The organism is Streptomyces antimicrobicus (assembly GCF_020532625.1).
Lineage (GTDB): Bacteria > Actinomycetota > Actinomycetes > Streptomycetales > Streptomycetaceae > Streptomyces > Streptomyces antimicrobicus.
Window position 1 is genome coordinate 1 of record NZ_JAJAUY010000109.1, and the last position, 20,274, is coordinate 20,274.

Genomic DNA, 20,274 nt, shown 5'->3' on the forward strand with positions numbered 1-20,274 from the left:
CGTCGCCGGGCGGGCGTTCGCCAGGGCCGCGCGGACCGCCGCCGCTCCCGCCGCGGCGTCGCCGGGCGGGCCCGACGGGGGCGGCGCGGCGGCCAGGGTACGGGCCGCCGAGAGGTCCGGGGACCACTGCTCGCCGCGCCGGCCGGCGTCCATGGCCTCGTTGGCCAGGCGGTCGGCGTGCTTGTTGCGCTCGCGCGGGATCCACTCGTACGTCACCCGCCCCGGCGGCAGGATCCGCACGGCCTCGGCCGCCAGCGGCTTCATGTCCGGGTGCTTGATCTTCCAGCGGCCCGACATCTGCTCGACGACCAGCTTGGAGTCCATCCGGACCGTCACCTCGGCCTCGGGGAACAGCTCCCGCGCCGCCGTCAGCCCGGCGATCAGCCCCTTGTACTCGGCCACGTTGTTGGTGGCGACGCCGATGTACGCGGCGCGCTCCGCGAGCGTCTCGCCGGTCGCCGGGTCGAGGACGACCGCGCCGTAGCCGGCCGGCCCCGGGTTGCCCCGGGAGCCGCCGTCGGCCTCGACCACCAGCCGCATCAGATGCCCGAGTCCGCCGTACGGACCAGGATCCGGCCGCAGTTCTCGTGCCGCAGGACCTTGTCCCGGGCCGCGGCCTTGACCTCGTTGATCTCGGAGATGTCCAGCTCCAGCTGGCAGCCCAGGCAGCGGCGCTGGTACAACTTGGCCGCGCCGACGCCGCCCTGCTTGACGCGGATCTTCTCGTAGAGGGCGATCAGGTCGGCGGGCACGGAACCGACGACGATCTCGCGCTCCTTGGTGACCGCGGCGATCTCGGCGTCGATCTCGCCCGTGGCCGCGTCGCGGCGCGCGAGGGCGTCGTCCGTCCTGGACTGGATGGAGGCGACCCGCTCGGTCAGCTCGGACACCCGCTCGGCGGCGGACTCCCGGCGCTCCATGATCTCCAGGACCACGTCCTCCAGGTCGCCCTGCCGCTTGGCCAGCGAGGCCAGCTCGCGCTGGAGGTTCTCCAGGTCCTTGGGCGAGCCGACCGCGCCCGAGTCCAGCCGCTGCTGGTCGCGGGCCGCACGCTGGCGCACCTGGTCGACGTCCTGCTCCGCCTTGGTCTGCTCGCGGGCGGTGTCGCTCTCCTCGGTCTGGGCGGCGACGAGCAGGTCGCGCTGCTGGGTGAGGTCCTTGGTCAGGGACTCGAGCTCGGCGTGCTCGGGCAGCGACTTCCGCTTGTGGGCGAGCTGCGACAGCCGCACGTCCAGGGCCTGGACGTCGAGGAGTCGGATCTGGTCGGCGGGCTCGGCGTTCAGTTGGGGGCTCCAGAGATAGAAGGGGACGGTTCGGAGGGCGCGTGCGCCGTCCAGGGGTCGGTGACCGTGCGCGAGACGTGGGTCCGCAGACCCCAGCCGTGGCGCTCGGAGACGGCGTCGAGCTGGGCCGCGGCCTGCTCGCACCAGGGCCATTCGGTGGCCCAGTGGGCGGCGTCCAGCAGGGCGAGCGGGCTCTGCTCGCGGGCCTCGGACGCCGGGTGGTGGCGCAGGTCGGCGGTGAGGAACGCGTCCACGCCGGCCGCCCGGACCTGCTCGAAGAGGCTGTCGCCGGAGCCGCCGCTGACGGCGACGGTGCGGATCAGCGCGTCCGGGTCGCCGGCCACGCGGATGCCCTGCGCGGTGCGGGGCAGCCGGGCCGCGGCCCGCTCGGCGAAGGCGCGCAGCGGTTCGGGGTGCAGGAGTTCGCAGATCCGGCCGAGACCGCGGCGGCCGGCCGGGTCGGTCGGGTCGGGCACCAGGGGCCCGACGACGCGCAGGTCCAGGGCGCCGGCGAGGGCGTCGGAGACGCCGGGGTCGGCCGTGTCGGCGTTGGTGTGGGCGACGTGCAGCGCGATGTCGTTCTTGATCAGCGTGTGCACGACCCGGCCCTTGAAGGTGCCGGCCGCCACCGTGGTGGTCCCGCGCAGGTAGAGGGGGTGGTGGGTGACGATCAGCTCGGCGCCCAGCTCCACCGCCTCGTCGGCGATCTCCTGCACGGGGTCGACGGCGAACAGGACCCGGGAGACCTCGGCGTCGGGGTCGCCGCAGACGGTTCCGACCGCGTCCCACTGCTCAGCCCGGGCGGGGGGCCAGAGTGCGTCGAGCGCGGCGATGACTTCAGAGAGACGAGGCACGGGCCAAGGCTACCGTCCGTCGCGGGCGCCCCGCCGACCAGCGGAGGGGCGGCCGTGCGGACCGCGGGTCCGCGGGTGCCCGGCCCCTTCACGAGCGGGCCGCGCCGGTCGCGCCCGATCGCGCCGGGCGAGGCGCCACCGGCCGGTGCGCCTCCAGCACAGGCGGACCCTGCGCGGGTGGCGAACCGCCGCGCGGCCACCCGTACGTGTGAAGCGGTCGGGCTCGTGTTGTTCGGCAGGAAGTGCGAAAACTAGCTTCCTCACCGGAGGTGACGCAGGGATGACTGCCTGTGCTGTGGCTGGTTCGACGGCGGCGGCCGTGGCCGCGTTCACGATCGCCGCGGACGGTTCGTACGCCGCCCGGCTGGCCGGGGAGGGCGAGGCCCGCTACCCCGAGCGCTGGACCCTGGGCGGGCCGGAGCCGTACGCGGTGCCGCTGCCGCTGGAGCAGCCGGAGGAGGCGGACAGCGAGGTGCTGCCGCTGGTGGACGGCCGGGTGCTGATCCACCGCCGGGTGGCCGAGCGGCACGCGTTCGCCCTGCTCTACCCGACCGGCCACCGCACGGGCCCGCGCACCGGCGAGCTCCCCCTGGGCGCGGTCACCCCGGCGGAGGGGACCCGGGTGACCCTGCTCCCGCCCGCGCCGGACGGCCTGGGCGCGTACGCCCTGGCGGCCGGCGAGGAGTCCACGACGGTGTGGCAGGTGGCCGGCGGCGGCTTCGGCCCGGCGCCGGTCGCGCACGTCCCCGGCCGCTGTTCGGGCGGGGTCTGGCTGGACCGGGAGGGCCGGCTGCTCGCCCTGGACCGCGAGCAGGGGGGCGTCACCAAGGCGGTGGTGGTGGACCTGGGCCGGGGCGGCGAGGTGTCCGCCCTGCTCCAGATCGCCGAGGGCAGCGACGACCGGCTGCTGCTGGCGGACGTCGACAGCGGGCTGCTGCTGGTCCGGTCGGACGCGCCCGGCGAGGACCGGCTCGGCTGGGGGGTGCTCGGCAGCTCCCGGCCGGTGCGCTTCCCCGAGTGCCTGCGGACGGTCGGCGCGACGGCGGTGCCGTTCGCCGTCCAGCCGGGGCAGATGCTGATGCCGGAGTCCTGCGCGGTCGCGCTGCGGCTGGCGGAGCCGGGGGGCGGGGCCGGGGCCGGGGACCTGTCGCGGGCCGGGTCGGCGTCCGGGGCCGGGCCGGCGTCCGGCTCCGGGCCGGACGGGTCGGGCCTGGGCGCGCCCGGGCCCGGCGGCTCGGGCCTGGGCGGGGCCGGGTTCGGCGGGGCGGGCGACGCGATCGCGCTGTGGCGGCCCGCCGACCGGCACGTCTTCCGGCTGGGCGCGCCGTACGGCTGGCTCGGCGGGGCGGGGCTGTGGACGGCGGACGCCCGGCTGCGGCTGCCGTACGCCACACCGGACATCCCGTGCGGGGTGGTCGAACTCACGCTCCCCGAGGTCCCGGCCGCACCGGTCCGGCTCACCGCCGCCGTCCCGTCACCGGCGCGCGCGGCGTCCCGCCCGGCACCGCGCCCTGTGCCGCTCCAGCAGGCACCGCTGGCGTAGCCCGCCGGCACCTCCGCCCGTACGCCCTCGCCGGTACGCCTTCCGCCCGTGCGCCCTCGCCCGCACGCCTTCCGCCCGCACGCCCTCCGCCCGTACGCCCCGCACGACGCCGCCCGGCACGACGGCGGCCCCGGAGCGATGCGCCCCGGGGCCGCCGCAGGCCGTCACCGGCCGGGCCTAGGCACCGTGCTTGAGGCCCAGCACCTCGGCCGCCGCGAACGTCTCGCCCGCCGGGCGGGCCGCGTAGTGCGCGCCGAGCACCTCGTCCAGCTCCTCGAAGGAGAACGCCTCCTTCGTCGTGTCGAACTTGGCCGCGACCCGGGGCCGTTCCATGACCACGACGATCCCGCCGTGCACCACGAACAGCTGCCCGTTGGCCCGGGCCGACGCCGGCGAGGCGAGGTAGCCGACCAGCGGCGCCACGTGCTCGGGGGCCAGCGGGTCCAGCTTGCCCTCCTCCGGCAGCTGGAAGCCGGCGAAGACGTCCTCGGTCATCCGGGTGCGGGCCCGCGGGCAGATCGCGTTCACCGTGACCCCGTACTTGGCCAGGGCCAGCGCGGTGGAGGTGGTCAGGCCCACGATGCCGCCCTTGGCCGCGGCGTAGTTGGGCTGCCCGGCCGAACCGCCGAGGAAGGCTTCGGAGGAGGTGTTGACGATCCGGCCGTAGACCGGCCCGCCGGCCGCCTTCGACCGCTCGCGCCAGTGCGCCGCGGCGAAGTGCGTGGTGTTGAAGTGGCCCTTGAGGTGGACGCGGATGACCGAGTCCCATTCCTCCTCCGACATGGAGAAGATCATCCGGTCGCGCAGGATGCCCGCGTTGTTGACCAGGACGTCCAGCTTGCCGAAGCTGCTCACCGCCAGTTCCACCAGCTCGCGCGCCTGCGCGAAGTCGGCGACGTCGCCCAGGTGCGCCACCGCCTGCCCGCCCGCGGCGCGGATCTCCGCGGCCACGTCCTCCGCCGGGGCGGCCGAGGCCTCTCCGGAGCCGTCCCGCCCCGGTTGCCCGAAGTCGTTGACGACCACGCTCGCGCCGAGCCGCGCGAGTTCGATCGCCTCGGCCCGGCCGAGCCCGCGGCCGGCGCCGGTGACGACGGCGGACAGTCCGTCGAGTGGGAGTGACATCTACCGGTCCTCTCAGAGTTCGACGCAGGTGCGCAGGGCCACGCCCGTACGCATCTGGTCCAGGGCGTCGTTGATCTCGCCGAGCTGCACCCGGTGCGTGATCAGGCCGGCCAGGTCCACCCGGCCCGCCCGCCACAGCGCGATGGTGCGCTCGTAGGAGCGGAGCACGTCCCCGCCCCCGTACATCGACGGCAGGATCTTCTTCTCGTCGAAGAACAGCGAGAACATGTTGACCGAGTAGTCGTCGTCGAGCGCGCCCGCGCCGACCACGACGACGGAGCCGCCGCGCCGGGTCATCTCGTACGCGGTCCGCGCGGTGGCGGACTTGCCGACGACCTCGAAGACGTAGTCGAAGCCCTCCCCGCCGGTGATCCGGTTCCTGGCGTCGGCGAAGGCCTCGGGGGCCACCCCCTCGGTGGCACCGAAGCGCAGCGCCGCCTCCCGGCGCGAGGCCACCGGGTCGACGGCGACGATCTGCGCCGCGCCCTGCACCTTGGCGCCCTGGATCACGGAGATGCCGACCCCGCCGCAGCCGATGACGGCGACCGAGGATCCGGCCTCCACCTTGGCGGTGTTGACGGCGGCGCCGAGACCGGTGGTCACGCCGCAGCCGATCAGTGCCGCGATGTCGTACGGCAGGTCGTCGGGGATCGGTATCGCGCAGCCGGCCGGGACCACCATCTCCTCGGCGAAGGTGCCGGTGCCGGCGAAGCCGAAGACCTCCCCGCCGGCGCGGCGGAAGTTGGGCGTGGCGACGTTGCCGAAGGACTCCAGGCACAGGTGGCCCTGGCCGCGCCGGCAGGCGGGGCAGTGCCCGCACGGCGGCAGCCAGCAGACGAGGACCCGGTCGCCGACGGCGTGGGTGGTGACGCCGTCGCCGACGTCGACGATCTCCCCGGCGCCCTCGTGGCCGGGGACGAAGGGGGCGGGCTGCGGCAGCACGCCGCTCATCGCGGAGAGGTCCGAGTGGCACAGGCCGGTGGCCTTGATGCGGATCCGGACCTTGCCGGGGCCGAAGCCCACGGTCTCCATGTCGTCGACGACCTCGAGCTTGTCCTGTCCTATCTCGCTCTGCAGTGCTGCGCGCACGGTGCGGCTCCTTGTGTGGTCGGCGTTACGCGTGTTCGACGACGGTGTCGGCGAGGACCGGCGCGTCGTCCCGTTCGGCGGCGCTCACCGCGACCCGCACCCGCCCGGGCTCCTGCCACATCCGGATCCGCAGGGTCTCGCCCGGGAAGACGATCCCGGCGAAGCGCGTGCGGTAGGCGCGCACCCGCGAGACGTCCCCGCCGAGCGAGGTGTCGACGACGGCCTTGAGGGTCATCCCGTACGAGCACAGGCCGTGCAGGATCGGCCGGTCGAAGCCGGCCAGCCGGGCGAACTCGGGGTCGGCGTGCAGGGGGTTCCAGTCGCCGGACAGCCGGTACAGCAGCGCCTGCTCCTCGCGGATGTGCCGCTCCTCGACCCGGTCGGGCGCCCGGTCGGGCAGCTCGGAGCTGACGGAGGGGCCGCGCTCGCCGCCGAAGCCGCCCTCTCCCCGTACGAAGATCTGCGCGTCGCTCGTCCACAGCGGCCCGTCGGCGTCCGCGACCTCCGTGCGCAGCACGATGACGGCTGCCTTGCCCTTGTCGTAGAGGGCGGCGACCTTGGCGGAGGAGGAGGCGCTGCCCTTGACGGGGATGGGCCGGTGCAGCTCGACGGACTGGCCGCCGTGCAGCACCTGGGCGAGGTCGACCTCGATCCCGGGGGCGGCGAGCCCGCCGAGCATGGCCATGCCGGCGCCGGCCACGGTGGCGAAGCTGGGCAGCACGTGGAGCTCGGACTCCAGGGTGTAGCGCAGCTCGGCGGGGTCGGTGGCGGGGATCCCGGCCCCCAGCCCGAGGTGGTAGAGCTGGACGTCCTTGTGGTCCCACGCGATCTCGCTGCGGCGGGGTTCGGCGGCCAGGGCCTTGGCGGCATCGATCGGCATGAAGACGCTGCTCCTTGTTCTGGAAGACCTCGGTGCGGCCGTCCGCACCGTCGGTCGCACCGAGGTCGTACGCGGACCGGTTCTAGAACGCGTTCTAGAACCGGTGGGGGAATGTATAACGCACGGCCCAGCAGTTGTGAAGACTGCTGACGTCGAGTCAGATACCCTGCGGTCGTGGACGAGATGCCCCGGGACCACCGTCCCGCCAAGTCCCTGCGGGTGCTGCTGTCCCCGCCCGATCCGGCCCTGGCCGTCCTGCTGGGCCTCCAGCCGGACCTGGAGGTCGTCGCCGACCCGCTGACCGGCCGCCCGGAGGTCGCCCTGGTGGCCGAGGCCTCCCAGGTGGGGGCCGTCCTCGCGGAGGCTCCGGACTGCCGGGTGCTGCTGCTGACGGGCTCGGCGCCGCCGGGGCTGCTGCGGGCCGCCCTGGCCGCGGGCGCGAGCGGCATGGTGCTGCGCGACGGGCCGGTGGCGGACCTGGCGGCGGCGATCCGGCGGGCGTCGACGGGCGAGACGGTGGTCGACCCGGGGCTGGCGCCCTGAGCCGCCGCCTCAGCGGCGCAGCAGCGTGACGACCGCGGCCCCGCCCAGCCCGATGTTGTGGGCCAGCCCGATGCGGGCCCCCTCGACCTGGCGGGGGCCGGCCTCGCCGCGCAGCTGCCAGACCAGTTCCGCCGTCTGGGCCAGGCCGGTGGCGCCCAGCGGATGCCCCTTGGAGATCAGCCCGCCGGACGGGTTGACCACCCAGCGCCCGCCGTAGGTGGTCGCGCCGCTCTCGACCAGCTTGCCCGAGGCGCCGTCCGCGCACATGCCGAGGGCCTCGTAGGTCAGCAGCTCGTTGATCGAGAAGCAGTCGTGCAGCTCGATCACGTCCACGTCCTCGATGCCGAGCCCGGAGGCTTCGTAGACCTTCCGGGCCGCCGCCCGCGTCATCGGCCTGCCGACGACGTCGATGCACGAGCCGGAGGCGAACGAGGCCTCGGTGTCGGTGGTCATCGCCTGGGCGACGATCTCGACCGCCTTGCCGTGCAGCCCGTGCCGTACGACGAACCGCTCGGAGACCACCAGCGCCGCGGCCGCCCCGTCCGAGGTGGGCGAGCACTGGAGCTTGGTCAGCGGCCGGTGGATCTCCTTGGCCGCGAGGATCTCCTCGACCGAGTACACGTCGCGGAACTGGGCGTTCGGGTTGCCGGCGCTGTGCCGGTGGTTCTTCTCGCCGACCGCCGCCAGCTGCGCGGCCGTCGTCCCGTAGCGCTCCATGTGCTCGCGCGCGGCGTTGCCGAAGATCTGGGCGGTCGGCGGGGACATCGCGAAGCCGTGGCCGGCGGCCATGATCCCGTAGTGCCGGGCGACCGGGGACGTCGCGAAGTCGCCGCCGTCGGCTCCCCCGCCCAGGGCGCCCTTCTTCATCTTCTCGAAGCCCAGCGCCAGCACACAGTCGCTGATCCCGCCCGCGACGAACTGCCGGGCCGTCATCAGCGCGGTCGAGCCGGTCGCGCAGTTGTTGTTGACGTTGTAGACGGGCACCCCGGTCAGGCCCAGTTCGTACGCGGCCCGCTGGCCGGCCGTGGAGGCCTGGAAGCAGTAGCCGACCGGCACCTGCTCCACCAGCCCGTAGTCGACGCCCGCGTCCGCCAGGGCCGCCGTCCCGGCCTCCTTCGCCATGTCCCAGTACTGCCAGTCCCTCGACTCCGGCTTCTCGAACCGCGTCATGCCGACGCCGACGACGTACGCCTTCATGTCCCCTGATCTCCTTCAGTCCCGCGGGAGGCCGAGAATCCGCTCGGCGACGACATTGAGCTGGACCTGGGTGGTGCCCCCGGCGATGGTCAGGCAGCGCGACATCAGCACGCCGTGCACCGCCGGCCCGCCGGGCCCCTCGCACACCGCGCCCGCCGGCCCGAGCAGCTCCAGGGCGAGCTCGGCGGTGCGCTGCTGGTGCGGGGTCTGGATCAGCTTGCGCACGGAGGCCCCGGCACCGGGTTCCAGCCCGGACACCTGCTGCAAGGTGGTGCGCAGGCCGATGCAGGCGAGCGCGTGCGCCTCGGCGGCCAGTGCCCCGATCCGGGCCCGGCAGGCGCCGTCGAGCTCGGCCGAGCGGGCGAGCAGCGCCTCCAGGCCGGTGTCGAACGTCATCTGGTCGGCCATGTGGACGCGCTCGTTGCCCAGGGTGTTGCGGGCGACCTGCCAGCCGCCGTCGGGCGCGCCGACCAGGGCGTCCGCCGGGAGCCGTACGTCCTCCAGCCAGACCTCGTTGAACAGGGCCTCGCCGGTGATCTCCTTGAGCGGCCGGACCTCGATGCCCGGGGTGCGGCGCATGTCGACGACGAAGTAGCCGAGGCCCTTGTGCTTGGGGGCCGCCGGGTCGGTGCGGGCGAGCAGGATGCCGAAGTCGGCGGTGCGGGCGGAGCTCGTCCACACCTTCTGCCCGTCCACCCGCCAGCCGCCGTCGGGGGTGCGCGCGGCCCGGGTGCGCAGCGAGGCGAGGTCCGAGCCGGCCTCCGGCTCGGAGAACAGCTGGCACCAGGTGATCTCCCCGCGCAGGGTGGGCAGGACGTAGCGCTCGCGCTGCTCCTCGGTGCCGTAGGCGAGCAGGGAGGGCACCACCCAGGTGGCGATGCCGAGGTCGGCGAGCCGCACCCCGGCCGCCGCCAGCTCCTGCTGCACGACCAGCTGCTCGACCGGGCCGGCTCCCAGGCCGTACGGCGGCGGCAGGTGCGGCGCCGCGTAGCCGGTGGGCGCCAGGACCCGCCGGGCGGCGGCCGGGTCCAGCCCGCGCGCGTCCTGGACCACCTCGCGCGCCCGGGCCCGGTAGGTCTCGGCCTCGGCGGGCAGCTCCAGCCGCAGCGTGCGCCGCGCGCCGGCGGCGGCCAGCCGGACGGCCCGGAGGCGGTGTCCGTCGCCGGGCCCGAGCAGCTGCCGCGCGACCAGGGCCCGGCGCAGGTGGAGGTGGGCGTCGTGCTCCCAGGTGAAGCCGATGCCGCCGAGCACCTGGATGCAGTCCTTGGCGCAGGACCAGGCCGCGTCCAGCGCGCTCCCGGCGGCGAGGGCCGCGACCAGGGCGCGCACGTCGGCGCTCTCCTCGCCCTCGACGGCCGCCACGGCGTCCCAGGCGAGCGCGCGGGCCTGCTCCAGCCGGACGAGCATGTCGGCGCACAGGTGCTTGACGCCCTGGAACTGCCCGATGGGCCGCCCGAACTGCTCGCGCACCTTGGCGTACTCCGCGGCGGTGTGCAGCGCCCAGGCGGCCGTGCCGCAGGCGTCGGCGGCGAACAGGGCGCAGGCCAGGTCGCGTACGAGCGCGGAGTCGAGCGCGAGCAGCCGACCGGGCGGGACGGTGGTGCCGCGGGCCCGCACCTCGGCCGTCGGACGGGTGGGGTCGGCGCTCTCGTGGCTGCGGACGTCCAGCGCGGAGGCGTCCACGGCGAACCAGAGCGTGCCGTGCGCGGCCTCGGCGGCGAGCAGGACGAGGTCGGCCGCGCCGGCGCCGAGCACCGGGGGCGCGGTCCCGTCGAGCAGGTGTCCGCCGCCCTCGACGGCGACGGCGGTCATGCCGCCGGGGCCGAGCGCGACGGCGCCGATCCGGCTGCCGTCGGCGAGTGCGGCGGCGAGCTCGCCGGCCCCGGCCCGGTGCAGCAGGGCGCCGGCGAGGGCATGGGACAGGAACGGCCCGGGCAGCGCCCCGCGGGCGGCCTCCTCCACGACCACGGCGAGGTCGAGCAGGGTGCCCCCCTGCAGGTGCGGGGCGGCCAGCCCCTGCGCGACGAGCCCGTCCCACCAGCCGGGCCGCTCCCCGCCGCGGGCGGGGCTGTCGAGCAGTTTGCGCACGTCCTGCGGCGGCACGGTCCGCGCCACCCACCCGCGCACGGCGTCGGCCAACTCCCGCTGCTCCTGCGTGACTGCGATGCCCATGCGCGGCAGACTAGAACACGTTTCAATCTGACGGAAGGTCAGACGTCGGCCTTCTTGGAGCGGGCCGGGGACCCGGCCGTGGCCGCCTACCGGCCGGTAGGGCAGCATGGGGCGCGCACCGTCCCCGTCATGCCCCCGGAGGAACCCCATGGCCGCCGCCCCCGAGCCGGAGACCCTCGCCGCCTTCGAGGCCGCCAAGGGCTTCATGCCCGTCCGCGAGGGCCTGGCCCTGTACGAGGCCGCGGCCGGCGCGGCGGCGCTCGGGCTGCCGCTGCTGGAGGTGGGCACGTACTGCGGGCGCTCCACGATCCTGCTCGCCGACGCCGCCCGCCGGGCCGGGGTGCCCGCGATCACCGTGGACCACCACCGCGGCAGCGAGGAGCAGCAGCCGGGCTGGGAGTACCACGACCCGTCCGTGGTCGACCCGGAGGTCGGCCTGATGGACACCCTGCCCACCTTCCGGCGCACGCTGCACCGCGCGGGCCTGGAGGAGCACGTGATCGCGATCGTCGGCCGGTCCCCGCAGGTCGCCGCCGCCTGGGGCGGCCGGCTGGGCTTCGTCTTCATCGACGGCGGCCACACCGACGAGCACGCCACCGCCGACTACGAGGGCTGGGCCCCGCACCTGGCCGAGGGCGGCACGCTCGTCATCCACGACGTGTTCCCGGACCCGGCCGACGGCGGCCAGGCCCCGTACCGCATCTACTGCCGGGCGCTGGCCTCGGGCGCGTTCGAGGAGGTCTCGGTGACCGACTCCCTGCGGGTCCTGCGCCGCACGGGCCCGGGCATCTGACGCCGGGGCTCCGACCCGGGCGGCGCGGAGCCTGCGCGGTCCGCGCGCGAGCCGTGCGTCGGGGCCGCACCCCGGGTCCGCGCACGCGAACCGCGCGGCGGGGCCGCACCCCCGGTCCGCGCGCGAGCCGCGGGCGCGAGCACGAGCCCGGTCCGCGCCGAAGGGGCGCCCGCCGCGCCCCCGACGCCCCACCCGCCCCCGGATGGCCGAGCATCCGCGCGCGGGGCGGTTCGTCGGATTAGCATCGCGATGTGCCGTACGACGACAGCCCCCCGCCGCCCGAGTCCGCCTCCTCGGTCAGCCCGGACCGTCCTTGGTTCGCGCGCCGCCCCGTGCTCGCCGTCTCGGCGGCCGCCCTCGCCCCGGCCGCCCTCGCGAGCTGGGTCCTCGTCCAGGTGCTCGGGGGCGGCGGTTCCGACGCCGCCGCACCGCAGGGGCGGCCCGTGCCGGCCTCCGCGCAGTCCCCGAACGCCGGGCAGAGCCCGCACGGTGACGCCAAGTCGGGAAGGGGCGAGTCAGCCCCCGCGCCCGGCGCCGGCCGGGACGCGTCCGCCGCGCCCGCGCCGACACCGACGCCCACCCCGGCCGCCGCCCGGGGCCCGCTCACCGGCAAGGTGGTCGTGATCGACCCCGGCCACAACGTGGGCAACTTCCGCCACACCGCCGAGATCGACAAGCAGGTGGACGTCGGCACCCACCGCAAGGAGTGCGACACCACCGGCACCACCACCAACGCCGGTTACAAGGAGGCCGACTTCACGCTCGACGTGTCCCGCCGCCTGCGCACCCTCCTGCAGGAGCAGGGCGTCAAGGTGGTCCTCACCCACGAGGCGGACCGCCCCTTCGGCCCGTGCATCGACGAGCGGGCCCGGATCGGCAACCAGGCCGCGGCCGACGCGGTGGTCTCCGTCCACGCCGACGGCGTCTCGGCCGGCAACCGCGGCTTCCACGTCATCCTTCCGGCCAAGGTCAAGGGCGGGGCGGCGGACACGGCGGCCATCGTCGGCCCGTCCCGGGAACTGGGCGAGCGGATCGCGGGGAACTTCGCCCGCGCCACCGGTTCGGCCCCGGCCAACTACCTCGGCGGGGGTACCGGCCTGGTGGTCCGTGACGACCTCGGCGGCCTCAACCTCTCGACCCGGCCGAAGGTGTTCATCGAGTGCGGCAACATGCGGGACGGCAACGACGCGGCCCTGCTGACCGATCCGCAGTGGCGGCAGAAGGCCGCGCAGGGGATCGCCAACGGCATCGTCGGCTTCCTCGGCGGGTAGCGGTACGGTCACCGTCGCGGACCCCGCACCCCCGGGCGCACCAACGGTCCGTACGATGGTCCCCGCCCGCGACCGAGACCGAGAAGGACATCCCCAGTGAACATCCGCTCCCTCACTCGAGGCGACGGCGTGGTGATCGGAGCAGCGGTGCTGCTGTTCATCGCGTCGTTCCTCAATTTCTACTCCCGCGACTGCGCAGGCATTTCGGCCTGTGAGGACCGCATCCCGAACGCGTGGGAGACGGACCAGCTGAACATCATCCTCCCCTCGATCTTCCTGACCGGGCTGATCGGCGCGGGCCTGATCGTCGCCACCCGCTTCCTGCCCGAGGGCCGCAAGATCGGCGGCCTCACCCTGGCCGGGTGGGGCACCGGACTGGCGGTCGCCGCGACCTGGTCCGCGCTGTGGGCCATGGTCGTCGGCCCGGAGGGCGCCGACCTCGGCGCCGGTTCGATCATCGCGTTCCTGGCCACGGCGGCGGTGGCGGGCGTCGCCATCGCCGGCCCGAAGGTCCCGGCGCTCGCGGGCCCGCTGCTGCCGACCCCGTCGCCGCAGCAGCCGCAGCCCTACGGCGCCCAGCCGGGCGGCGGCTACGGCTACCCGGGCGGACCGGCCCCGTACGGCAGCACCCCGCAGCCCACGCCGTCGTACGGCGGCCAGGGCGCCGCGGCCCCGACCCCCGGCCCGGCGGCGCACGAGCCCGCGCAGGCGCCCGCCCCGGCGGGTGACTTCGCGCCGTTCTGGTTCGCGGTGCCGGTGGCCCGTCCGCTCTTCCCGGAGGACGGCTCGCCGACCCCGCTCGCCGAGCTGACGCCCGGCACCTGGTACCTCGCGGTCGACCAGCGCGGGCCGAACGCCCTGGTGGCGCAGACCCAGGACGGCCGGCGCGGCGTCCTCAACGACACCTCGGGGATCCAGCGCGGCTGATCCCGCCGGCGCACCGGCGCCCGGGCCGACGGCCCCTCGCCCTTCCGGGCGGGGGGCCGTTGGCCTACAGTGCCCCGGCGGGCCCCGCCATGACGGTCCGTCAGACCGGTGTGGGAGGGGGACCGTCGATGCGCCTGGGACTCGCACTCGGCTACTGGGGGCGCGGCCCCGACCCGGCCCACCTCGACCTCGCCGTCGAGGCCGAGCGGCTGGGGTACGACTCGGTGTGGACCGCCGAGGCCTGGGGGTCGGACGCCTTCACGGCCCTGACCTGGATCGCCGCGCACACCTCGCGGATCCGGCTGGGCACCGCCGTCGCGCAGATGGCCGCCCGCACCCCGACCGCCACCGCCATGCACGCCCTGACCCTGGACCACCTCTCCGGCGGCCGGATGATGCTGGGGCTCGGCCTGTCGGGGCCCCAGGTGGTGGAAGGCTGGTACGGGCGGCCGTTCCCCAGGAGCCCGCTGACCGCCACCCGCGAGTACGTCGACGTGGTCCGCCAGGTGCTGGCCCGCAAGGCTCCGGTGGCCGTCGAGGGCCGCTTCCACGCCCTGCCGTACGACGGGCCCGACGGCACGGGCCTGGGCAAGCCGCTCAAGCCCATCACCCATCCGCTGCGCGCGGACCTGCCGGTCCTGCTCGGCGCCGAGGGGCCGAAGAACATCGCCCAGACCACCCGGATCGCGGACGGCTGGCTGCCGCTGTACTGGTCCCCCACCCGCACCGACGCCTACGCGGCCGCCCTCACCGCCCTGCCCGAGGGCTTCATGATCGCGCCGATGGCCCGGGCCAGGGTCTGCGACGACGTCGCCGAGGGCCTGCTGCCGGTCAAGGCGATGCTCGGCTTCTACATCGGCGGGATGGGCCACGCCGCCCGCAACTTCCACGCCGATCTGATGGCGCGCATGGGCTACGAGGAGGAGGCCCGGCGGATCCAGCAGCTGTTCCTCGAAGGCCGCCGCCAGGAGGCGGTGCTCGCCGTGCCGGACGCCTTCGCCGACGAGATCTCGCTGGTGGGCCCGCGCGAGCGGATCGCGGAGCGGCTCGCCCTGTGGCGCTCGGGCCCGGTGACCGACCTGCTGGTCACCGCGCCGGACCCGCACACGCTGCGGGTGCTGGCGGAGCTGAGCACCTGACCGGCGTCGGCCAGGTGCTCACCCCGCGGGGGCTCGGGCGGTCGGCGGGTCGCCGCGTCGGCCGCGGCAGCCGGTGAGTCGGTCAGCCGGTCAGCCGGTCAGCTCCGAGGTGCTCGGCACCTGGTCCTTGACGTCGACACCCGCCTTCTTCCCGGCGTCCTTGACCCCGTTGATCATGTCCTCGAAGGTGCCGATGTCGCCGTCCCCGGCCTCGCCCTTGCGGAGCTTGGACCCGAGCCCCTTGAGCGACTCGACCCCGGCCGTCAGCGGGGCGACCGCCTTGGCCAGCAGCGGGTCGCCCTTGGCGTTCTCCAGAGCGGCCTTGAGCCGGTTGTACGCGAAGGCCCCGGCGAGACCCGCCTTGATCAGGGCGAACGTACGGCCCTTGGCGCCCTTCTTGAACTTGCCCGCGCGGTACGGCTTGATGATCCACTGGTAGGTGGCCCCGGCCGCGAGGCCGGCGTTGGCGACGAACCGGGTCTTGGCGAACTTCTGCCGCTCCGCCGAGGTGCTCGGCGTGGGCTCGGCGACCGCGTCCATGGCCGCCGTCGCCGCCGCCATCGCCTGCTCCGCCTCGGCCACCGCGGCCTCCTCGGCGCCGGCCACCGCCGCGCGGTCCGAGGCGGACCCGCACGCGGTGGCGCCACCGGCCAGCAGTGCGCAGGACAGGACGACCGCGGTCAGGGCGCGGCGGAAACGGGTGCCGGCGGTGGTGCCGGTGCTGTCGGTGCTGCCGGGTACGGACACGCTGGCCTCCGGGGGGACTGAGCCGTCCCCGGCAGCCTCGCCCCGGCCGCGGGCCCCCACCACTCGGGCGAGCCGTTCGGGTGCCCGTTGCGGGTGCGCGTCCGCGTCCCGACCGGGCACCGGGCGGGGGCGGAAGGGGGTTTGCCGGGCCGCGCGGCGGCAAGACGCAGAGCATGGCCACCCATTCCCGCGTCCGCGCCCGGGGCCCGGTCACCGCCGCCCGGCTGATCGCCCTGGTGGCGGACATCGCCGCCCTGATCCTCGTCCTGTGGATCGCCCTCTACCTGCTGGACGCCAACCGCTCCAACGAGGTCGTGGCGTGGATCCACGACGCGGCCACCTGGCTCGCCGGCTGGTCCCTGGACCTGTTCACCATCAGCCGTGAATGGCTCCGGGTGGTCGTCGGTTACGGCCTGCCTGCCGTGGTCTACCTGCTGGTCGGCCACGCCGTGGCCCGCGCGCTCGCCCGCCGGGCCTGAGGACCGCCCGGCCTGAGGACCGCCCGGCCCGAGCACCGCCCGGCCCGGGGTAGGGCCGCCGGGTCCGGGGAACGCCGGCCCGGCCCGTAGGGCGCCGCCCGGCCCGTCAGTCGCGGCAGCAGTCGGGCTCCAGACCCGCCGGGAGCGCCGTACCGCCGAAGACCGTCGTGGTCGGCTCGTCGCCGCCGAGGGCCGCGACCGCCAGCAGCAGGGAGGCCGCCGTCCACGTGGTCTGCTCGACGGGCCAGACCGCCTCGTCCTCGAAGACGTACCCCGTCCAGTACATCCCGTTGTCGGCCCGCAGGTGCGTGATCGAGCGCAGGATCTCCAGGGCCCGGTCGGACTCGCCCGTCGCCCACAGCGCCAGCGCCAGCTCGCAGCTCTCGCCGCCGGTCACCCACGGGTTCGGCAGGACGCAGCGCACCCCGAGGCCGGGGACGACGAACTCGTCCCAGCGCTCCTGGAGCCGTGCCGCGGCCTCGGCCCCGGTCACGGCGCCGCCCAGCACCGGGTAGTACCAGTCCATCGAGTAGCGGTTCTTGTCCAGGAAGCGCTCCGGGTGCCGGCGCACGGCGTGCCCGAGCGCGCCCGCGGCCAGCTCCCAGTCCGGCTGCGGCTCCTCGCGGTGCTCGGCGAGCGCCAGCGCGCAGCGCAGGGCCTGGTGGATGGAGGAGCAGCCGGTCAGCAGCGCGTCGGTGACGGGGGTGCCGTCCGCCTCCCGCTTCCAGCCGATCTCCCCGCCGGGCTGCTGGAGCCCGAGGACGAACTCGACGGCGGCGAAGACCACCGGCCACATCCGCTCGACGAACGTCTCGTCGCCGGTGGCCAGGTAGTGGTGCCAGACGCCGACGGCTATGTACGCGGTGAAGTTGGACTCCTTGCCCGCGTCCTGCGGGACCTCGGTGTCCACCCCGTCCTCGCGGTCGGCGTACGCCGCGTACCAGGAGCCGTCCGGGTTCTGGTGCCGGGCCAGCCAGTCGTAGGCGCGGGCGGCGGCCTCGTGCTCGCCGGCCGCGTCCAGCGCCATCGCGGCCTCGGTGTGGTCCCACGGGTCCAGGTGGTGGCCGCGGAACCACGGGATCGCCCCGTCCGGACGCTGCGCGGCCAGGATGCCGGCCACCGTCTCGGCGGCCTGCCCGGCGGTCAGCACTCCGGGCAGGACCAGGTGTTCGGTACGCCCGGGGGTGCTCACCGGGCCGCGTCCACGGGGAGGTGGGGCTTGGTGGCGTACGCGACGAAGCTCTTGCCGATCAGCGGGTTCAGCGCCTGCTCGGCGAGCCGCGTGGCCAGCGGCTTCTTCATGATGTCCCAGACCAGCAGCTTGTGGTACGCCTTGACCGGCAGCGCCTTGTCGTTGTCCACGCCGAAGGCGCACTTGAGCCACCAGTACGGCGAGTGCAGCGCGTGCGCGTGGTGGGTGCCGTACGGCTTGAGGCCGGCGGCCCGCATCTTGGCCAGCAGTTCGTCGGCCCGGTAGATGCGGATGTGGCCGCCCTCGACCTCGTGGTAGGCGTCGGACAGGGCCCAGCAGATCTTCTCCGGCCCGTAGCGGGGCACGGTGATCGCGATCCGGCCGCCCGGCCGCAGCACGCGGACCATCTCGGCGAGCACGCCCTTGTCGTCGGGGATGTGCTCCATCACCTCGGAGATGATCACCACGTCGAAGGAGTCGTCGGGGAAGGGCAGCGCCAGCGCGTCGCCCTCCATCGCGGTGGCCGTCGCGCCGGCGGGGGCCTCGCCGGCCTCCTTCATCGCGGCGAACCACTTGGCGACCTCGCGGATCTCCTCGCCGTTGCGGTCGAGCGCGACGACCTGCGCACCGCGCCGGTAGCACTCGAACGCGTGCCGGCCGGCGCCGCAGCCCAGATCGAGCACGCGGTCACCGGGGGCCAGCGGGAACCGGGAGAAATCGACGGTCAGCACGGGGTCCTGCCTTCGCGGGGGTCAGCGGGTTCAGCGGGTGGAGCGGGTTCGGCGCATGCGCACAGGGGGGTGGTGCGGGCGGGGTTCATCGGCGGGCGAGGCCCCGCGCGGCGATGGCGGCCCGGTACCGGGCGACGGTGCCCTCGGCCGCCTTGGCCCAGGTGAAGCGGGCCAGCACCCGGTCGCGGCCGGCCGCGCCGAGCCGGGCGCGCAGCTGCGGGTCGGCCAGCATCCGGGTGAGCGCTCCGGCGAGCGCGTCGCTGTCCCCGGGCGGCACCGCCAGGCAGGTCTCCCCGTCCGGCCCGCTCACCTCGGGGATCGCGCCGCCGGTGGTGGCCACGAGCGCGGTGCCGGTGGCCATGGCCTCGGCGGCGGGCAGCGAGAAGCCCTCGTAGAGCGAGGGCACGCAGGCGACCTGGGCGCCGCGGACGAGGTCGACGAGCTCGCGGTCGCTGATGCCCTTGACGAACTCGATCGCGTCCTGGAGCCCGTACCGCTGGACGGCCTCGGCGACCGGTCCGCGCTCGGGCCGCTTGCCGACCACGACGAGGTGGGCGCCGGGCTGCTCGGCCCGGACCTTGGCGAGCGCCTCGACCAGGTGGACGAGCCCCTTGAGCGGGACGTCGGCGCTGGAGGTGGTGACGATCCGGCCCGGCACCTCGGGCACGGACGGGTCCGGCGACCACAGGTCGGTGTCGGCGCCGATGGGGACGACGTGGATGCGTTCCAGCGGCACGCCGAGGTCGGCGGCGATCTCCTGCTTGCTGGACCCCGAGACGGTCAGGACCGACGGCAGCCGGCCCGCGACCCGCTTCTGCATCCGCGTGAAGGCGTACCAACGGCGCACCGAGAGCCGCCGCATGCGGTCCTGGGCGGCGTCGAGCTCCAGCTTGCGGTCGACGGTGATGGGGTGGTGGATCGTGGTGACCAGGGGCGCGCCGAGGCCGCCGAGCAGCCCGTAGCCGAGGGTCTGGTTGTCGTGGACGACGTCGAACTCGCCGCGCCGGGCGGCGAGGTGGCGCCGGGCCCGCAGGGAGAAGGTGAGCGGCTCGGGGAAGCCGCCCGTCCACATGGTTGCGACCTCCAGGAGGTCGATCCAGTCGCGCAGTTCCTCGCGCCGCGGCGTACGGAAGGGGTCGGGCTGCCGGTAGAGGTCCAGGCTGGGCAGTTCGGTCAGGACCGCGCCGCAGCCTTCGTCGAGCACCGGATAGGGCTGGGCGCCGATCACCTCGACGGAGTGCCCCAGGCGCACCAGCTCACGCGAGAGGTGCCGGACGTAGACGCCCTGACCGCCGCAGAACGGGTTCCCCTTGTAGCTGAGCAGGGCGATGCGCAACGGACGCTCGCCGTCGGCCGCGGCGCCCGGGAAAGGGTTCGCCACCATGGCCTCAGCGGTCACTCTCGGCCCCCTTCTCAGTGCACTTTCGCCGGAGCGTAACCGCTCGGATAATGTAGAACAAGTTTCAGACTTGATCCTTCCAGGGGCATTGAATCTACCGGTCGGAAACCACACCGTAAGAGGCGGAGCAGGTGATTCGCGCCACGGCACCGGCTCCTGCGATGCTGACTCCGGTCACACCCCCGAAAGCACGCCGGACAGCGCGGACGAAGACCGCACGACGCCACGGAAGAACGCCACGGAACGGGACACATGACAGCGGAAGGCAAGGCCGTCACCACCCCAGCGTCCCCGCCGCTGACGGAGCGGCAGGAGGCCAGGCGGCGCCGGATCCTGCACGCCAGCGCCCAGCTGGCGAGCCGGGGCGGGTTCGACGCGGTGCAGATGCGCGAGGTCGCGGAGTCGTCCAGCGTGGCGCTCGGCACCTTGTACCGCTACTTCCCGTCCAAGGTGCACCTGCTCGTCGCCACCATGCAGGACCAGTTGCAGCACATGCACACGACGCTGCGCAAGCGGCCGCCGGCCGCCGAGGAGCCGGCGGCCCGGGTCGCCGAGACCCTGATGCGCGCCTTCCGGGCCCTGCAGCGCGAACCGCACCTGGCGGACGCCATGGTCCGGGCGCTGACGTTCGCGGACCGCAGCGTGAGCCCGGAGGTGGACACCGTCTCCCGGCTCACCACCGCGATCATCCTGGACGCGATGGGGCTGGACGCCCCGCCCACCGCCGAGCAGCTCTCGGCGGTCCGGGTGATCGAGCACACCTGGCACTCCGCGTTGATCACCTGGCTGTCGGGGCGGGCGTCGATCGCCCAGGTGAAGATCGACATCGAGACGGTCTGCCGGCTGATCGACCTGACGGCCCCGCCGGAATCGTCCGGATCACGCCGCTCGTAGGGCCGGGCGCGCCGCCGGG

General features: G+C 74.9%; 20 protein-coding genes. 8 read left to right on the forward strand and 12 right to left on the reverse strand.

Going from position 1 to position 20,274, the window contains the following annotated elements; all coding sequences use genetic code 11:
- From LG632_RS22535 to LG632_RS22545, 3 genes are all read right to left on the reverse strand, one after another.
- A partial coding sequence (locus LG632_RS22535) for a reverse transcriptase-like protein (protein WP_226729242.1) occupies window positions 1-540 on the reverse strand: 540 nt, incomplete at its 3' end.
- The gene (locus LG632_RS22540; protein WP_226729260.1) at window positions 540-1,283 is read right to left on the reverse strand and encodes a zinc ribbon domain-containing protein; all 744 of its coding nucleotides are present in this window, start codon (window positions 1,281-1,283) and stop codon (window positions 540-542) included. The genes LG632_RS22540 and LG632_RS22535, both read right to left, overlap by 1 nt.
- A complete protein-coding gene (locus tag LG632_RS22545; protein WP_226729243.1) occupies window positions 1,280-2,137 on the reverse strand; it encodes a Nif3-like dinuclear metal center hexameric protein in 858 nt (285 codons plus the stop codon). Before LG632_RS22545 ends, LG632_RS22540 begins: the two co-directional genes overlap by 4 nt.
- Window positions 2,138-2,417: 280 nt before the next feature.
- Between LG632_RS22545 and LG632_RS22550 the strand changes: the two genes are divergently transcribed.
- Window positions 2,418-3,680 carry a hypothetical protein gene (locus LG632_RS22550; RefSeq protein WP_226729244.1) on the forward strand — a complete coding sequence of 421 codons (1,263 nt, stop codon included), beginning with the start codon at window positions 2,418-2,420 and terminating at the stop codon, window positions 3,678-3,680.
- 177 nt (window positions 3,681-3,857) lie between these two features.
- Here the strand turns inward: LG632_RS22550 and LG632_RS22555 are convergent, their stop codons facing one another.
- The 3 genes from LG632_RS22555 to chsH3 are packed head-to-tail and all read right to left on the reverse strand — an operon-like array spanning window position 3,858 to window position 6,771.
- On the reverse strand, window positions 3,858-4,802 hold the full coding sequence (locus LG632_RS22555; RefSeq protein WP_226729245.1) for a 3-oxoacyl-ACP reductase: 945 nt from the start codon (window positions 4,800-4,802) through the stop codon (window positions 3,858-3,860).
- Between the two features lie 12 nt (window positions 4,803-4,814).
- Entirely contained in the window at window positions 4,815-5,891 is a 1,077-nt protein-coding gene (locus LG632_RS22560; RefSeq protein ID WP_226729246.1) for a Zn-dependent alcohol dehydrogenase, read from the reverse strand.
- A gap of 25 nt (window positions 5,892-5,916) precedes the next feature.
- On the reverse strand, window positions 5,917-6,771 hold the full coding sequence (gene chsH3 / locus LG632_RS22565; protein WP_226729247.1) for an enoyl-CoA hydratase ChsH3: 855 nt from the start codon (window positions 6,769-6,771) through the stop codon (window positions 5,917-5,919).
- A gap of 183 nt (window positions 6,772-6,954) precedes the next feature.
- Between chsH3 and LG632_RS22570 the strand changes: the two genes are divergently transcribed.
- Window positions 6,955-7,314 (forward strand): response regulator, encoded by a 360-nt coding sequence (locus tag LG632_RS22570; protein WP_226729261.1) that lies wholly within the window; start codon window positions 6,955-6,957, stop codon window positions 7,312-7,314.
- Window positions 7,315-7,323: 9 nt separating this feature from the next.
- Here the strand turns inward: LG632_RS22570 and LG632_RS22575 are convergent, their stop codons facing one another.
- Window positions 7,324-8,511 carry a lipid-transfer protein gene (locus LG632_RS22575; protein WP_226729248.1) on the reverse strand — a complete coding sequence of 396 codons (1,188 nt, stop codon included), beginning with the start codon at window positions 8,509-8,511 and terminating at the stop codon, window positions 7,324-7,326.
- A gap of 15 nt (window positions 8,512-8,526) precedes the next feature.
- On the reverse strand, window positions 8,527-10,683 hold the full coding sequence (locus tag LG632_RS22580; protein WP_226729249.1) for an acyl-CoA dehydrogenase family protein: 2,157 nt from the start codon (window positions 10,681-10,683) through the stop codon (window positions 8,527-8,529).
- Window positions 10,684-10,831: 148 nt separating this feature from the next.
- Here LG632_RS22580 and LG632_RS22585 point away from each other — a divergent pair, with 148 nt between their 5' ends.
- From LG632_RS22585 to LG632_RS22600, 4 genes are all read left to right on the forward strand, one after another.
- Window positions 10,832-11,476: a class I SAM-dependent methyltransferase gene (locus tag LG632_RS22585; protein WP_226729250.1), complete on the forward strand. Its 645-nt coding sequence runs from the start codon at window positions 10,832-10,834 to the stop codon at window positions 11,474-11,476.
- Window positions 11,477-11,727: 251 nt separating this feature from the next.
- The gene (locus LG632_RS22590; RefSeq protein ID WP_226729251.1) at window positions 11,728-12,747 is read left to right on the forward strand and encodes an N-acetylmuramoyl-L-alanine amidase; all 1,020 of its coding nucleotides are present in this window, start codon (window positions 11,728-11,730) and stop codon (window positions 12,745-12,747) included.
- A 96-nt stretch (window positions 12,748-12,843) separates the two neighbouring features.
- Window positions 12,844-13,674, forward strand: a complete 831-nt coding sequence (locus tag LG632_RS22595) for a DUF5336 domain-containing protein (RefSeq protein ID WP_226729252.1) — start codon at window positions 12,844-12,846, stop codon at window positions 13,672-13,674.
- Window positions 13,675-13,802: 128 nt separating this feature from the next.
- Window positions 13,803-14,813 carry an LLM class F420-dependent oxidoreductase gene (locus LG632_RS22600; protein ID WP_226729253.1) on the forward strand — a complete coding sequence of 337 codons (1,011 nt, stop codon included), beginning with the start codon at window positions 13,803-13,805 and terminating at the stop codon, window positions 14,811-14,813.
- Between the two features lie 90 nt (window positions 14,814-14,903).
- Here the strand turns inward: LG632_RS22600 and LG632_RS22605 are convergent, their stop codons facing one another.
- Window positions 14,904-15,560, reverse strand: coding sequence for a hypothetical protein (locus LG632_RS22605; protein WP_226729254.1), 657 nt, complete (start codon window positions 15,558-15,560; stop codon window positions 14,904-14,906).
- Between the two features lie 173 nt (window positions 15,561-15,733).
- On the opposite strand from LG632_RS22605, the gene LG632_RS22610 reads away from it, so the two are divergent.
- The gene (locus tag LG632_RS22610; RefSeq protein ID WP_226729255.1) at window positions 15,734-16,039 is read left to right on the forward strand and encodes a hypothetical protein; all 306 of its coding nucleotides are present in this window, start codon (window positions 15,734-15,736) and stop codon (window positions 16,037-16,039) included.
- A gap of 106 nt (window positions 16,040-16,145) precedes the next feature.
- On the opposite strand, the gene LG632_RS22615 is transcribed toward LG632_RS22610, so the two are convergent.
- The 3 genes from LG632_RS22615 to LG632_RS22625 all read right to left on the reverse strand — a co-directional run bounded on the left by LG632_RS22615 (window position 16,146) and on the right by LG632_RS22625 (window position 19,361).
- Window positions 16,146-17,231, reverse strand: a complete 1,086-nt coding sequence (locus tag LG632_RS22615) for a prenyltransferase/squalene oxidase repeat-containing protein (RefSeq protein WP_226729256.1) — start codon at window positions 17,229-17,231, stop codon at window positions 16,146-16,148.
- Window positions 17,228-17,962: a class I SAM-dependent methyltransferase gene (locus tag LG632_RS22620; RefSeq protein WP_226729257.1), complete on the reverse strand. Its 735-nt coding sequence runs from the start codon at window positions 17,960-17,962 to the stop codon at window positions 17,228-17,230. The genes LG632_RS22615 and LG632_RS22620 overlap by 4 nt, the downstream gene beginning before the upstream one ends.
- A gap of 85 nt (window positions 17,963-18,047) precedes the next feature.
- Window positions 18,048-19,361, reverse strand: coding sequence for a glycosyltransferase family 4 protein (locus tag LG632_RS22625; RefSeq protein ID WP_226729258.1), 1,314 nt, complete (start codon window positions 19,359-19,361; stop codon window positions 18,048-18,050).
- 252 nt (window positions 19,362-19,613) lie between these two features.
- Between LG632_RS22625 and LG632_RS22630 the strand changes: the two genes are divergently transcribed.
- Complete coding sequence (locus LG632_RS22630; RefSeq protein ID WP_226729259.1) at window positions 19,614-20,255, forward strand: TetR family transcriptional regulator; 642 nt, start codon at window positions 19,614-19,616, stop codon at window positions 20,253-20,255.
- The last annotated feature ends 19 nt before the right edge of the window (window positions 20,256-20,274 follow it).